Source organism: Saccharothrix deserti (genome assembly GCF_009769385.1).
GTDB lineage: Bacteria > Actinomycetota > Actinomycetes > Mycobacteriales > Pseudonocardiaceae > Actinosynnema > Actinosynnema deserti.
Genome location: NZ_ML775961.1, coordinates 1 through 13,712, shown reverse-complemented (window position 1 = coordinate 13,712; position 13,712 = coordinate 1). Strand labels below are relative to the sequence as shown.

Sequence of the window (13,712 nt, the reverse complement as noted above, 5' to 3'; positions counted from 1 at the left end):
GTGAGCCCTATGACGAAACAGGGCAAGCGTGAAATCCGTGGCTGGAAATTCATGATGGACGATGCGGCCGAGCGGCTGAAGGCGAAAACGGGCGCGACGGTGGCGGAATGGAACAAGCGAGTGGGTGAAGAGGCCCCGCCCGGTGAGCCCGCGTTGCGGAAGTGGCTGACCGAGCGGGGCGTCGGCGGGTATTCGCAGGACCTCCTGGTGTACGAACGCCACGGCTACCCGGAATTCCTGCTCGCCGATCCGGCCGAGCTCATCGACGCCCAGTACGCGGATCGGGAAGACCTGCGCCCCATTCGCGACGCCGTCCTCGACGCGGCGTACTCGCTCGGCGACGTCGTGGTGCAGGCCCGCAAGACCTACATCTCGCTCGTCTCGCCGAAACGCACTTTCGCCATCGTGAAAGCGACGACGAAGAAGCGGGTGGACGTCGGGCTGAACCTGCCGGGGCGCGAACCGGGCGGTCGGCTGTTGTCGGCGAAGAGCCTCGACAAGGGCACCGTGCGGATCGCGCTGGAGTCGCCGGACGACGTGGACGACGAATTCAAGCGGCTGCTCCAGGAGTGCTACGAGGCGAACACCTGACCGGTCCGGTCACGGGGAGATCAGCGGCACGAAGGCGCCACGCACGTCGTCGTCGGACGGGGTGACGTGCACCTCCCCCGGCGGCCCGAGGTCGGTGGGGCCGTAACTGGTGTAGTGGAGGACCTCGGGGCAGCTCGCGCCGCCGATCTCCACCTTGGTGTCGGCCACGGGCTTCCCGGTCCGCAGCTCGTAGACCTTCACCGGGATCGCGATCTTGCGGAACGTCACGTCCCTGGGGAACTCGGGGAAGATCTTGCTCTCGTACGGACAGGTCTGGACGGGGGTGCCCATCTCCTCCTTGCCCACGCAGACCACCAGCACGGCGTCGGCGGCGTCGGCGGCCCGCCACTCGGCGGGGAACTTGTTCGTGTAGTAGTCGTTGCCGTAGATCAGCGCGCGGTTGATTCCCTTGCCGTACGGGGCGGCACCGCTGTACTGCGCCGGATTGGCGCAGTAGGCAGGTTGCGTGCTGCTCGGCCCTCGCAGGAGGTTGCGGACGTTCGCCAACTCGATCGCCAGCGTCGCCTGCCTGGCCCCTTCCTGGGCCTTGGCGGCGAGTTCGTGTCCGGGGTACTGGTCGAGCAGCTGCTGATAACGCGTCCGCGCCGCCTCCCAGTCCTTGGCGGCCATGAGGGCGTCACCGCAGCCGACGAGCGCGGCGGGCGCGGTTCGCGGGACCACGTCGGCGGAGCGGTCCAGCGCGTTGTCGCTCGCCTCGCGCTGACGGAGCCAGTCCGTGACCGTGACGGTGTGGCAGGGGTTCTCGGCGGGCAGGCCGGCGAGGAACCCGTCCAGGACCACGTCGACCATCTTCTCGTGGCCGGGCAGCTCCGCGAGGACCGGGGCGAGACGGTTGAAACCCTCCGCCAGCGCATCGGTGTCACCGGTCAGCGAAGTGGTGAGCCTCTCCCGCGCCACCGACAGTCGTCGGCACGCCTCGGCGGTCTTGTCGCCGCGGGTGGTCAGCGGGGCGTCGACCACGCGGTGACCGAGCCCCACCTCGCCCAGGGCGGCCGACGCCTGCGCGCAGTCGCCGCTGCCGCGGGCTTCGGTGACGTTCCGCTCGATCCTGGCGGCGTCGAACCGCAGGAACCCCACGGTCAGCAGCACCGGGACCGTGACGACGAGCGCGACCAGCCGCTGCCGGCGCACCGCGACCCGCTGAGCGCGCCGACTCGCCAGGAACCACCCGTGCGCGATGAGTGCCACCCACCAGACGAGTAAGACGACCTCGAACCACACCGACCGGACGACCGAGGCGAGGAGGACGACGAGCACGACGGTGATCAGTCCGGTGAGGACGGCGAGCAGGCGCCGTCGCAGCATCAGGTAACCGATGCCGAGCAGGGAGGCGTTGCCGAGGGCGACGGCCAGCGGGTCGTGGGACCGGGTCACGTGGACGGGTTCCGCCACGTCCTGGGTCAGGTAGTCCATCATGGGTCCCTTCGTCGCGGGACGGGCGGAAGCCGTCACCCGATGTCGTCGCCCGACGACGTGACAGGTCCGCGAAGATCCGCGACACCGGAAAGGCCGCCGGCCGAACGTGAACAGCAGGCCGACCCGTCCGGCGGAACCCCAGCGGTCAACCGGGCTAGGCAGCCAGCTCCATGATGCGGGCCGCCACCTCGGCCGGGGCCTCGAGTGGCAGCATGTGGCCGGCGTCCTCCACCACGACCGACTCGCCGCCGACCGCCGCGGCCAGTGCCTTGGCGTTGGACTCGGGCACCAGCCGGTCCTCGTCGCCCACGATCGCGATCACCGGCCGTTCGCCCGCGACGGTGAGCGCGGCCTCGCGGTCGTAGCGGTCCACCGCCGGGCGGAACAACGCGACCGTGTCGGGCCAGTGCGCCCACACCATGTCCGCGGTCAGGTCCACGTCCTCCTCGCGCGGCTCGTCGCCGAACAGCCACCACCGCAACCCGGCCGTCTTCGCGGGCTCGATCTTCTCCCGCACCGCCCGCACCAGCGGCCCGAACGCGCGCTCCAACTCGCGGACGAGCTTGCCCAACGCCTTGGGCCAGGCCAACGACGTCTCCGCCAGCCCGGTCACGGCGGTCGAGACGAACACCACGCCCGCGACCCGCTGCCGGTACAGCCGGGGGCGGCGTTCGGCCATCGCCATCGCCGCCATGCCGCCCATCGAGTGACCCGCGATCACGACCCGCCCCTCGGGCACCAACCGTTCGATCAGCTCGCCGAGGTCGTCGCCCAACTGCTCGATGGACGCGGTCTCCTTGTCCGCCGGCGAGGACGCGCCGTGGCCGCGGTGATCGTAGGCGATCACCCGCACCGACTCCGGCAGCGCCGCCACCACCCGGTGCCAGCTGCGGTGGTCCAGCGCGTAGCCGTGGGCGAGCACCGCGGTCAACTCGGCGTCGGGCGGTCCGCTGCGTGTCACGTTCAGCTCCGTGCCGTCCTCCAGCCGCAACCGTTCGGTCGCCATGGCCGCTGCCCCTTCCGTCGTCGGACGTCTACTTGACCAACGAGTAACAAGGGTGGACGTCACGCGACTACGACCAGCCGGGTTGGTCGAGCAGCCGCAGCCGCCGGTCGAGGAGGGTGGCGAAGTCGTGCGGGTGCCCGACGACGAGTTCGACGTCCCGCCCGGCGGCACGCACCACCACCACCGGTCCTCCCGGCGCGCCACGCGTCTCGGCCACCCACACGCCGGTGATCTCGCGCAGCGGCAGCTCACCGCCGAACGTGTCCGGGTTGGACGGTCCGGTGGTCGCGTGCCAGCGCAGCAGTTCACCGTCGAAGCTCGCGTGGGCGCGCAGCAGGCGTCCGGTGGCGTTGCGCACCTGACGCGAAGCACTCCGCACGCCGAGCGTCGTGCCGGCGATCGCGCCGCCGACCACGTCCAGCAGCACGGCCTTCGCCTTGACCACCAACCACACCGCGACCGCCGTGGCGACGACGGTGGGCAGGACGAGCAGCAGGTTCAGGGTGAGGAAACCGACGCCGACCGCCTGCACCGCCCCGCTGTACACGACGAGCCCGACCCACCACCCCGTCCGGTGCAGGTAGACCCGGCGGAGCAGGAACCACACCGGCACACCGACACCGATCACCAACAGGACCCAGCCGAGCACGACCACGCCCGACCACCCGGCCAGGAGGGCGACGACCAGGCTCACCGACGGCGGCACGAGGAAGCCGAGCAGCAGCAACGGCCGCACCCGCGACCAACGGCGCTCGAAGTCCGCCCGCACCGTCGCGTGCACGCCGAACGGCAACCGCACCCCGCACCACCTCCCGACATCAGCGTAGCGTCACCCTTTCGAGGATTTCAGGCACAGACGGTAACGATCACTGGTAGTGTCGGCCGGTGACAAGCCAGCAACGACCCAGCCTGCGCACGTTGGCCGAGGAACTGGAGCGCACGGCGGCGCGCTACGACGAACTCCAGACGCACCTGGACCGGACCACCGGCACCGCCTCCTCCCCCGACGGCGCGGTGCACGTGACCGTGGACGCCGGTGGCGCGCCGACCTCGTTCGCGTTGACCGAGCGCTTCCGCGCCCTCGACGCGCGGGCGATGGAAGCGGTGCTGCTGACCACCCTGCGGCAGGCCCAGATCCGGCTGCGCGACCAGGTCACCGAACTCACCAAGGCCACCGTCGGCGATGACGCGGCGGCCCAGGACATGCTCGCCCGCTACCACGAGCGCTTCCCCGACCCGCCGCCCGGTCGTAGGCGCTGAGGGGGACAACCGGAAGGCCGTGGAACACGCCACCCACGCGCTGCACCGCGCTGCTCGGCGACTACGACCAGGCCCGCGAACACTGCCAAGCCGCGCTTCCCCGCAACGCAGGCACAACGCCCCGGAGGCGAGGCGACGGGTGTCCTGTCCACGTCCACCCGAGTTGGCGGTGCCCAGACCTAGGTGTCGTACTCGCCGCTGTCCCAGGGCTCGCTGAACGCCATGTAGTTGCCCGGGTGTAGCTCCACCCACCAAGGATCGTCCTCACCGTCGCCCGGCCGGGCGACGAGACCGAAGGTGGTGCCGAACTGCTCGACGGCGAAGGGTGCAACCTCGATCCGAGTGAACGTGACCTCGCCGAGCTCCCGCAATCTGGCCTCGTACCGGTCCCGGCGGCGACTGTCCTGGTTCATCGTGCCCCGCGGCCCGAATTCATCGATCCTGGCTTCCAGGAACCGACCGGACGGGTCGAACAGGAACAGGGCAACGAACTCGTTGCCCTCCTGTCCGTCCATAGCCGGTTCAAACGGCGTGGTGAGGAAGAACTGCCTACCGTCAGCCGTGCGGCCGACGTGTTCAGCGTGGTAGTCGTCGTGGTCGATCGCGATGAGACCGGGTGCGCCCATGGCAGCACAGATTAGCCGGCAGACGGCGTTGTCATGACCGCTTCGCGGGCTTGGGTCGTTCGACGATGGCGGCGCGATGTCATCGTCCACGTTCGGATCGACCGCGACACCTGGCTCAAGCGTCAGGCCCCGAGCGCGCAACGGCCGTGCGCAACGCTTCGCGGAGGAGCGCAACAGCAGCGGGGATCTCCGTGTCGCTGATGTTGCCGTACCCGAGGACGAGCGCGCGTTCTGCCGACCGCTTCGCGCGGTAGTCGTCGAGGTCCGCCAGGCGCAGGCCGGCGGCTGCCGCGGCCCGGACCGCCCCGCGGGTGTCGGTGCCGTCCGGTAGGTGCAGGAGGATGTGCAGCCCTGCGGCGGTGCCGGCGACCCGGCCCTCCGGCACCCGGCCGGCGAGCGTCCGGACCAGCAGGTCGCGGCGGGAGCGGAACCGGCGCCGCGCCGCGCGCAGGTGGGCGTCGTACCACCCGCGGTCGATGAAGGTGGCCAGCGCCAGTTGGTCCAGCACCGGTGGCGCGGCGGCGACGAGGTTCGCCGCCCGGAGCGCCGCGGTCGTCACGGCGGGCGCGACCAGCCAGCCCAGACCGAGGGCGGGCGACAGCGTCTTGCTGACCGAGCCTAGGAGGAAGACCCGGCTCGGATCCATCCCCTGCATGACGGCGACCGGGTGGTGGTCGTAGCGGAACTCGGCGTCGTAGTCGTCCTCGATGACGAAGCCGTCCACCTCGCGGGCCCAGCGCACCAGACGTGCCCGGCGTGCCGGGGACAGCACCGTGCCGGTCGGGAACTGGTGTGCCGCACCGACGACGACGGCCCGTGCCGGCGTACGCGCGAGGTCTTCGACGCGGAGGCCGTCGTGGTCGACGGGCACCGGGTGCACGCGCAGGCCGGCGCTCGTCGCGGCGTCCCGCAGCCGCCCCCAACCCGGGTTCTCCACGGCCACGTCGGCGATCCTCTCGGCGCGCAGCGCTCGGCACGTGCGCACCAGGCCGTCGGTGACGCCCGCGCACACGAACACGGACGCGGCCTGCGCGTCCGCGCCGCGCGAGCGCCGCAGGTACTGCGCGACGGTGGTGCGCAGCACCGCGTGCCCGGCGGGGTCGGGCACGTCGAGGTCGTAGTGGACGGCCGAGCCGATGACCGCCCGGACGGCGTCGGCCCAGCGGCGGCGCGGGAACGCACGCAGGTCGGGCAGGCCGGGCGCGAGGTCGTACCGGATCGGTGGCCGCGCCGGTGTGCGCCGCGTGCGAGGCCGTGGCGGCGAGGTGTCCGGTGACCACGAGACGCGCGTGGCCGAACCCACCCGGGCGGAGAGGTAACCCTCCGCGATGAGCTGCCCGTACGCCTCCGTGACGACCCAACGGGAGCAGCCGAGTTCCTCGGCGAGCGCTCGGCTCGGTGGCACGGCGGCGCCCTCCGCCAGCCGGCCGTCCCGGATCGCGGTGCGCAGCGCGTGGGCCAGGCGATCGTGCAGGCGGTGCCGTCCGGGCTCGGGAGGGCCGACGTCCAGCAGCGTCGCCCACGCGAGATTGGTCTGGGAAACCGGCACAAGATTGGAGCGTACTGCCGATCCGAATCCGCCTAGCGTGACGGACATGATTGACAACCTGGTTCTCGGCGCGATGCTGTTCGGCACGGTTCAGGACGAGCGCCGATCGTTCGAGCTCCTGGACCGCTTCGTGGACGCCGGAGGCGTCTGGATCGACACCGCCAACTGCTACGCGTTCTGGGAGGACCCGAGCGGCTTCGGCGGGCAGAGCGAGGTGTTGCTCGGGCGTTGGCTGGCGAGCCGCCCCGGTGTCCGCGACCGCGTCAAGATCAGCACCAAGGTGGGCTGCGAGCCGACCGTGGCCGGGCAATTCCCGGAGACGGCCGAAGGCCTCTCGGCCGGGGTCGTCAAGAGCGGGATCGAGGGCAGTCTCCGACGACTCGGTACGGACCACGTCGAGCTGTACTGGGCGCACAAGCCGGATCCGGTCACACCGCTGGAAGAGACGGTCGCCGCGTTCGACGAGCTGGTGTCCGCAGGTGCGGTCGGCCGCCTCGGCTGCTCCAACTACCCCGTCTGGCAGGTCGAGCGGGCACGGCAGATCGCGCGGGCCAACGGCAGCACCGGCTTCACCGCGGTGCAGCAGCACCACACGTACCTGCAACCGCGCCCCGCGACCCAACCGACCGTCGTGCACCGGTTCGGTGCGGTCACCGACGAGGTGCTCCACTACCTGGAGCACCACCCGGACATGGCGCTGTGGGCGTACACGCCGCTGCTGAGCGGCCGCTACACCCGTGCGGACAAGCCGCTGCCTGCCGAGTACGACCACCCCGGCACCGCCCGCCGCCTCGCGGTGCTCGACGAGATCGCCGCCGAGACCGGCACGAACCGCAACCGGGTGGTGTTGGCGTGGCTGACCGGAGGGAACCCGGCCGCCATCCCGATCATCGGCGTCAGCAAGGTCGAGCAACTGGACGAGGCGATCGCGGGGGTGTCACTGGAGCTGACCGCCGAGCAGCGCCAACGCCTGGATTCCGCGATGTGACCTATCAGGACACGCTCATCGGCGTCCGCGCAACGGACACCACTTGCCTTGTGCGGGCGGACCTCGCGGGGTTCGGAATTGGTTTGCGGGCGGCAACGGGCAGATCGATATGGTGGCGCGATGCGCGTGCTGTTCACCTTCGCCGGCGGGCTGGGCCACTTCCAGCCGGTGGTCCCGCTCGCCTCGGCCGTGGCCGCCGCCGGCCACACCGTCGCGTTCGCGGCCGGCCCGGCTCGGCTGGAGGCGATCGAGGCGGCCGGGTTCACGGCGTTCGCGGTGGAGCAGGAAGGCGGCGATGATGCCCCGGAACGCCTGCCGCTGCTGGTGCCCGACCGGGACCGGGACGACAGCGAGGTGCGCGACGGCTTCGTCCGGATCGGGGCCCGCAGGCGCGTGCCGCTCTACCTGGACCTGTTCGGCCGGTGGCGCCCGGACGTGGTCGTGTGCGAGGAACTCGACTTCGGCAGCGTGCTCGCCGCCGAGAAACTCGGGCTTCCCTACGCGAACGCGCAGGTCATCGCGTCGGGTTCGTTCGTGCGTCCGGCGGTGATCGGGCAGCCGCTGGCCGAGTTGCGCGCCGAACACGGTCTGCCGCCCGATCCCGACCTGGTCATGCTGCACCGGCACCTGATGATCTCGCCGTTCCCGCCGAGTTTCCGCGATCCGGCCTTTCCGTTGCCGGACACCGCTTTCGCGATCCGCCCGCCGGTCGGCCCGGCGGCGCGGTCCGACACGCCCACGGTGTACTTCACCCTGGGCACGGTGTTCAACACCGAATCCGGCGACCTGTTCTCCCGGGTGCTGGCCGGGCTGCGCGACCTGCCGGTGAACGTGGTGGCCACGGTCGGCAAGCACATCGACCCGGCCGAATTCGGCGAGCAGCGGGCAGGAGTGCGCATCGCCCGCTACGTCCCGCAAGCCGAAGTGCTGCCACGCTGCGATCTGGTGATCTCGCACGGCGGCTCGGGCAGCGTCATCGGCGCGCTGGCGCACGGCCTGCCCACGGTGCTGCTGCCCATGGGCGCCGACCAGCCGCACAACGCCGACCAGTGCACGCGACTCGGTGTGGGGAAGGCACTGGACCCGGTCACCGTCACCCCGCAGGGCGTTCGGGACGCGGTGACCGAGGTGTTGGCCGATTCGAGTTACCGGCGGGCGGCCGAACGGGTGCGGGCGGAGATCCTCGAATTGCCGGAACCCGCACAAGCGGTGCCGCTGATCGAACGGCTGGTCGCAGAACCGCAGTTCGCCGGCGCGTAGTACCCGCGCATGAGACCGGGTTCGCAGGAGGTGCGTCCTGCGAACCCGGTCATCGAGCGTCAGCCGGTGATCACCCGCCCGAAGGCATTCCCGAGCGTGCCTCCTGGACGGTCAACGGACGCAGGGACAGCGTGTACTCGTAGGTGGTGTCCGGTCGGACCTGGCTGCGTTGCCGCACCGGGTTCGGGGTGTCGCCGACACCCGTGACGGCGTGGCTCGCGTGCAGCGTGACCCAGCCCTTGTTGCGCTGGAGCTGGAACGGGTACGCGGCCCGGTCGAGGTCGTCGTACGGCGTCACGCTGACGTCCTTGGCACCGGCCACCAGCAGGCCACCGGTGCGGCCGTCGGTGAGCAGCGCCCACCGGCTGTCGGTGTGGTTGCCGTAGTCCTGCGGGCGGTGGTAGTCGACGTACTGCTCGTCCACAGTGGACGAGTGGACGCCGATCGGCGTGCCGTCCTTGCGGTCGACGTAGCTCTCCGCCTCACGGCCGTACCAGGCGAACCGGTCGTAGCTGTCCGGCAGCCCCAGCGAGACGCCGATCCGCGGCAGGTACGGCAACGTCCGCATGGAGCCCTGCGGGGTGACCTTGTGCCCGAGCCGCAGCACACCGCCGCGTTCGACCGTGTAGGTCATCGTCTGGTCGAACCACGCGCCCGTGACGTCCGGCGCGGCCACCCGGCTGTCCACCACGACGCGCACGCCGGAGTCGGCCGGTTCGACGCGGACGTCGGTGACGGTGGTGGCGAGCCGGTCCAACCCGACCTTGCGCCAGTCCTCGCCCTCGGCCCGCCCCCACTTGAACGTCTCGTTGCTGATCGGCGCGCGCCACGCGTCGAGCTCGGGCCCGCTGCTCAGCAGTTCCCGGTCGCGGACCTTGATCGACGACAGCGAGCCGGACTTCTTGTCCACCGTGTAGCTGACGCCCTCTGCCGTCGCGGTGACGGCGGCATCGGTGTCGGCCGTGACGGAGGCGCTGCCACCCTTCGGAGCCTGGTCGAGGCCCGGCACCTTGGTTCCGCCCAGCGAGAACTGGTCGTGCGCCAGCACGTGCCCGGCGGGCAGCATCGGCTGACCCCACGCGGTGACCGCCTCGACGGTCAGGAACCGCTCGCGGTCGGCCGGGTTCGCGGGCACCTGCACCGGGATCGTGCCGGTCGAGTTCGCCGCCACCCGCAACGGCTGCTCCCCGCGCGTCACGACGCGCGAGCCCTCGGTGATCTTCCACTTCAGCTTGAGCCCGTCGGTGCCGCTGAACTGCCGCTCGTTGAGCACCGACAGCACGCCGTCGGCGTAGCCGAACCGCAGCGGCTGGTGCGCCCACGCCATCTGGGCGGTCTCGGGCTGGGCGTCGCGGTCGGGGCTGACCAGACCGTCCAGGCCGGACAGGCTGGAGCCGTAGGACAGGTGCGTGCCGCGCTCCTCGACGCGGTCGAAGTCCAGCGCCAGCACCGCGCCGCCCACCGGTTCGGCCGCGTTCAGCTCGGCCGGCGTGAGGGTGCGGTCGTAGATCCGGACGTCGTCCACCGCACCGTGCGCCATCCGCCCGACCTTCGCCGGGTCGTTCCACGACGTCTCGAAGTCACGCCCGATGTTCACCTCGGCCGACGACGAGTCGATCGCACCGGTGAACGGCTTGCTCGCGACCTCGCGGCCGTCGATGTAGAGCCGCAGCGCGGTGCCGTCGTAGGTACCGCTGACCCGGTGCCAGTTGCCGTAGAAATCGCTGGGCACGGTGGCCTGAACCGCTTGCCAGGTGCCGCTGTGGATGAAGAACTCCAACTGCGTCTCGGTCTTCATCTTCATCGCGTACTGGTGGTCGCCCTTGCCGACGATGCGGAAGTCACCACTCCACTTCGCCGGCTTGACCCACGCGTCCAGCGTCAACGCCTTGCCGGTGATGTCGAGCTTCCGGTCGCGGTAGACCTCGACGAAGTCGTCCAGGCCGGACATGAACAGCGCCTTGCCGCGGTGGCCGTCGACCAGCTCCGGCGCGCCCGACAGGTGCGCGGAGATGTTGTTGCCCGACGAGTCGGGCAGGATTCGCACCTTCTGCCGGATGCTCGCCTCGGCCCAGTCCCAGATGAAACCGCCCTGGGTGGCCGGGTTCGCCCGGGTGGTCTCCCAGAACTCGCGGAAGTTGCCGAGGCTGTTGCCCATCGCGTGCGCGTACTCGCCGAAGATCAACGGCTTCGTGGTGTTCTTCGCCTGCTGCTCGAACTTCTCCGGCGACGGGTACCGCGGGCCCCACACGTCGGCGAACGGCGCGTCACCGTCGGGGTTGTTGGACTGGTGGTACTTCGGGCGGGTCGGCTCGTTCGCGACCAGCCAGTCCGCCATCGCGTAGTGGTGGGCGCCGAGGCCCGCCTCGTTGCCGGTGTCCCACATGAACACGCTCGGGTGGTTCTTGTCCCGCTCGACCATGCCGACGAGGCGGTCCATGAACGCGGGCTTCCACTCCGGCTGGTTCGCCTGGCACCAGTTGTTGCAGTTCTCGTGGTTGTGGGTCTCGATGTCGACCTCGTCGGCGATCCACAGGCCGTGCTTGTCCGCCAGCTCGTAGAAGTACGGGTCGGACGGGTAGTGCGAGGTGCGCACCGCGTTGACGTTGAGCTGCTCCATCAGCGCCACGTCGCGTTCCTGCGCCGCCCGCGGGACGTGCCTGCCGTGGTCGGCGTCGGTCTCCGCCCGGTTGACGCCCTTGAACAGGGTGCGCTTGCCGTTGATCAGCAGCTGCTTGTCGCGGATCTCGATCTCGCGGAAACCGGTGGTCTCGCTGGTGATGTGGGTGGTGCGGCCGTCGGGACCGGTGAGGGTGAACACGACGGTGTGCAGGTTCGGGGTCTCGTCGGTCCACTTCGCCGGGTTGCGCACCGGCATCGTCAACTGGACCTGGCCACCGGCGTCGGTCACCTCGACGTTCTGGCTGACCGTCCCGATCTGCCTGCCCCGACCGTCGCGCAGGCTCGCGGTGACGCGGTGCGCGCCGGTCGTGCCGCCGGCCTTGTGGCCCACCTCGACGGCGGCGGAGAGGGTCGCGTCGGTGTAGGTGGCGTCCAGGTCGGTCCGCAGCGTCACGTCGCTGACGTAGGTGGCGGGTGTCGAGTGCAGGCGGACCGAGCGGAAGATGCCCGAGTACCGCCACTGGTCGACGTCCTCCAGGTACGCGCCCGCGCTCCAGCGGTGCACCTGCACGGCGACGCGGTTCTTGCCGGGGCGCAGGGCGGAGGAGATGTCGAACTCCGCCGGGGTGTAGCCGCCCTGGTCGTAGCCGATGTACTTGCCGTTGACCCAGACGAAGTAGCCGGAGGTGACGCCTTCGAAGCGGAGGAACGTGGTGCGGCGAGTCCAGTCGGCGGGCAGGTCGAAGTCACGCGTGTAGGCGCCGGTCGGGTTGATGTCGCGCGGCACGCGTGGCGGGTCGTCCGGCTGGATCTCGGTGGCGATGTTGCGGAAGATCGGGTGGTCGAGGCCGTCGGTCTGCCACGTGTGCGGCACCGAGACCTCACGCCACCCCGACGTGTCGTAGCCGTCGGCGTGGAAGTCCGCCGGGACCTCCTCCGGCCGCTTGGCCATCGCGATCCGCCACTTGCCGTCCAGCGACTGCGTGTACGGCGAGCGCTCGTCGCGGCGGACCGCCGAGTCGACGTCGGCGTACGGGCGGAGGTAGGCGTGCGCCTGCTCCTGGCCCTCCGCGACCTTGCCCGGATCTTCGAGGTAGGAGTAGAGATCGCCTGGTGGTGCGGCGGCCGCGGCCGGCCCCGCACTGACACCGACGACCGAAGCACCTAGAACGAACAACACCGTTGCCACAGTGCGCAGGCGCGCCATGCTGAACCTCCATGTTCAACCAGAACCACACAAGATTGATCAGAAGTCAGCGGCCCGTCAAGGTGCATTTGGGTTTCCGGACCGGTCACAGATCGTCGCCAAGCGGACGACGAGCAGGCAGAGCAGGCCCGAATGGACATGGCGAAGCGCCCGTCGACCGGAAGCGTCGAGCGGGCGCGCGATGTTTGATTTTGTTGGACTTTGGAAAGCGCTTTCCGTCAACTTACGAGCCCGATCGCCGCACTGTCAATTCCGACGATCGGAGCTCGGCGACAGGGTCGCCCGGGTGCGGGTGGTTCACGAACCGCCGGCGGCCGACCGCGACCGGCGCTCCGGCGGTGGCGGGTCCACCAGCACGTTGATCACCGTCTTGAGGCGTTGCGCCGGGCCGCGCGGCGGCGGTGCGGCGACGCGTTGCCGCAGCACGGACAGGCCGTCGCCGGCCAACTCGGCGAACCCCGCGGCTCGGCCGCTCATCGCCAGCACCAGCGGCTCGGCGGAGCCGCGCACCACTGGTCCGGTGCCGTGCGACCAACCCGTGTCGACTGCCTCCAGCCGCAGGTTCGCCAGCCGCCCGCCCATCGCGTAGCCGGGTGACGGCTTGGCGGCGAGGTGCTGGAACGCGACCCACAGCCGGTCCTCCGGCATGGCCCGCTCGATCACGAGCGGCACGCGCACGTCGTAGTCGTGCAGCAGGATGTCGGCCAGCACCGGGTCGTAGCCGGACCGCGGGATGCTGACCTTCGACTTCGCCCACCGCCGCATCCGGTCGGTGATGTCCGAAGTGGACATCCGGGCGGCGCGTGCGGTCAGCTCCCGGTTCAACCGGTCGAAGTCGGCCGCCATGGCGCCGATGCCCCAGTACAGCTTCAGCCGGCCGAACCTGAGGTAGGTGATCAGGTGGGCGCCGACGTCGTGCACGGTCCACCCCTCGGGCAGGCTGGGCGTGGCCAGTTGCCGCGCGTCCAAGCCGTCGAGGAGGTCCGCCATCCGCAGCCGTTCGTCGACGATCATGTCGTGGACCTTCATCCGCCCACGCTACTGACCTTTTCAGTTCAGGGTGACGTCATGGTGGCGTAGTGATCAATCCGGTTTGTGCGATGAACCCGTCGAGCAGGTCGGGGCGGTACTGCATCCGTTTGAGGCGGTTGCGGACCACCGCCGCC

The 13,712-nt window shown here is 70.5% G+C and carries 11 protein-coding genes; 4 read left to right on the top strand and 7 right to left on the bottom strand.

The features are described 5' to 3' along the window. Positions 1-9 precede the first annotated feature (9 nt). On the top strand, positions 10-591 hold the full coding sequence (locus FM051_RS04865) for a DUF5655 domain-containing protein (protein WP_158841113.1): 582 nt from the start codon (positions 10-12) through the stop codon (positions 589-591). A 9-nt stretch (positions 592-600) separates the two neighbouring features. On the opposite strand, the gene FM051_RS04860 is transcribed toward FM051_RS04865, so the two are convergent. From FM051_RS04860 to FM051_RS04850, 3 genes are all read right to left on the bottom strand, one after another. After that, complete coding sequence (locus tag FM051_RS04860) at positions 601-2,028, bottom strand: tetratricopeptide repeat protein (protein WP_202918682.1); 1,428 nt, start codon at positions 2,026-2,028, stop codon at positions 601-603. A gap of 154 nt (positions 2,029-2,182) precedes the next feature. Beyond that, positions 2,183-3,034 carry an alpha/beta fold hydrolase gene (locus FM051_RS04855; protein WP_158841111.1) on the bottom strand — a complete coding sequence of 284 codons (852 nt, stop codon included), beginning with the start codon at positions 3,032-3,034 and terminating at the stop codon, positions 2,183-2,185. A gap of 67 nt (positions 3,035-3,101) precedes the next feature. Further along, positions 3,102-3,833: a hypothetical protein gene (locus FM051_RS04850; protein ID WP_158841109.1), complete on the bottom strand. Its 732-nt coding sequence runs from the start codon at positions 3,831-3,833 to the stop codon at positions 3,102-3,104. An 86-nt stretch (positions 3,834-3,919) separates the two neighbouring features. On the opposite strand from FM051_RS04850, the gene FM051_RS04845 reads away from it, so the two are divergent. After that, positions 3,920-4,294, top strand: a complete 375-nt coding sequence (locus FM051_RS04845; protein WP_158841107.1) for a YbaB/EbfC family nucleoid-associated protein — start codon at positions 3,920-3,922, stop codon at positions 4,292-4,294. A 179-nt stretch (positions 4,295-4,473) separates the two neighbouring features. Here FM051_RS04845 and FM051_RS04840 read toward each other — a convergent pair whose 3' ends face one another. Together FM051_RS04840 and pdxR are read right to left on the bottom strand one after the other, a co-directional pair. Next, complete coding sequence (locus FM051_RS04840; protein WP_238412137.1) at positions 4,474-5,010, bottom strand: hypothetical protein; 537 nt, start codon at positions 5,008-5,010, stop codon at positions 4,474-4,476. Positions 5,011-5,035: 25 nt separating this feature from the next. Further along, complete coding sequence (pdxR, locus tag FM051_RS04835) at positions 5,036-6,469, bottom strand: MocR-like pyridoxine biosynthesis transcription factor PdxR (protein ID WP_238412135.1); 1,434 nt, start codon at positions 6,467-6,469, stop codon at positions 5,036-5,038. Positions 6,470-6,515: 46 nt separating this feature from the next. Here pdxR and FM051_RS04830 point away from each other — a divergent pair, with 46 nt between their 5' ends. After that, entirely contained in the window at positions 6,516-7,457 is a 942-nt protein-coding gene (locus FM051_RS04830; RefSeq protein ID WP_158841103.1) for an aldo/keto reductase, read from the top strand. 120 nt (positions 7,458-7,577) lie between these two features. Then, complete coding sequence (locus FM051_RS04825; RefSeq protein ID WP_158841101.1) at positions 7,578-8,717, top strand: glycosyltransferase; 1,140 nt, start codon at positions 7,578-7,580, stop codon at positions 8,715-8,717. A 70-nt stretch (positions 8,718-8,787) separates the two neighbouring features. Here FM051_RS04825 and FM051_RS04820 read toward each other — a convergent pair whose 3' ends face one another. Continuing rightward, positions 8,788-12,519 carry a glycoside hydrolase family 2 TIM barrel-domain containing protein gene (locus FM051_RS04820; protein WP_238412134.1) on the bottom strand — a complete coding sequence of 1,244 codons (3,732 nt, stop codon included), beginning with the start codon at positions 12,517-12,519 and terminating at the stop codon, positions 8,788-8,790. Positions 12,520-12,843: 324 nt separating this feature from the next. Then, a complete protein-coding gene (locus tag FM051_RS04815) occupies positions 12,844-13,575 on the bottom strand; it encodes a maleylpyruvate isomerase family mycothiol-dependent enzyme (RefSeq protein WP_158841097.1) in 732 nt (243 codons plus the stop codon). Positions 13,576-13,712 lie beyond the last annotated feature (137 nt).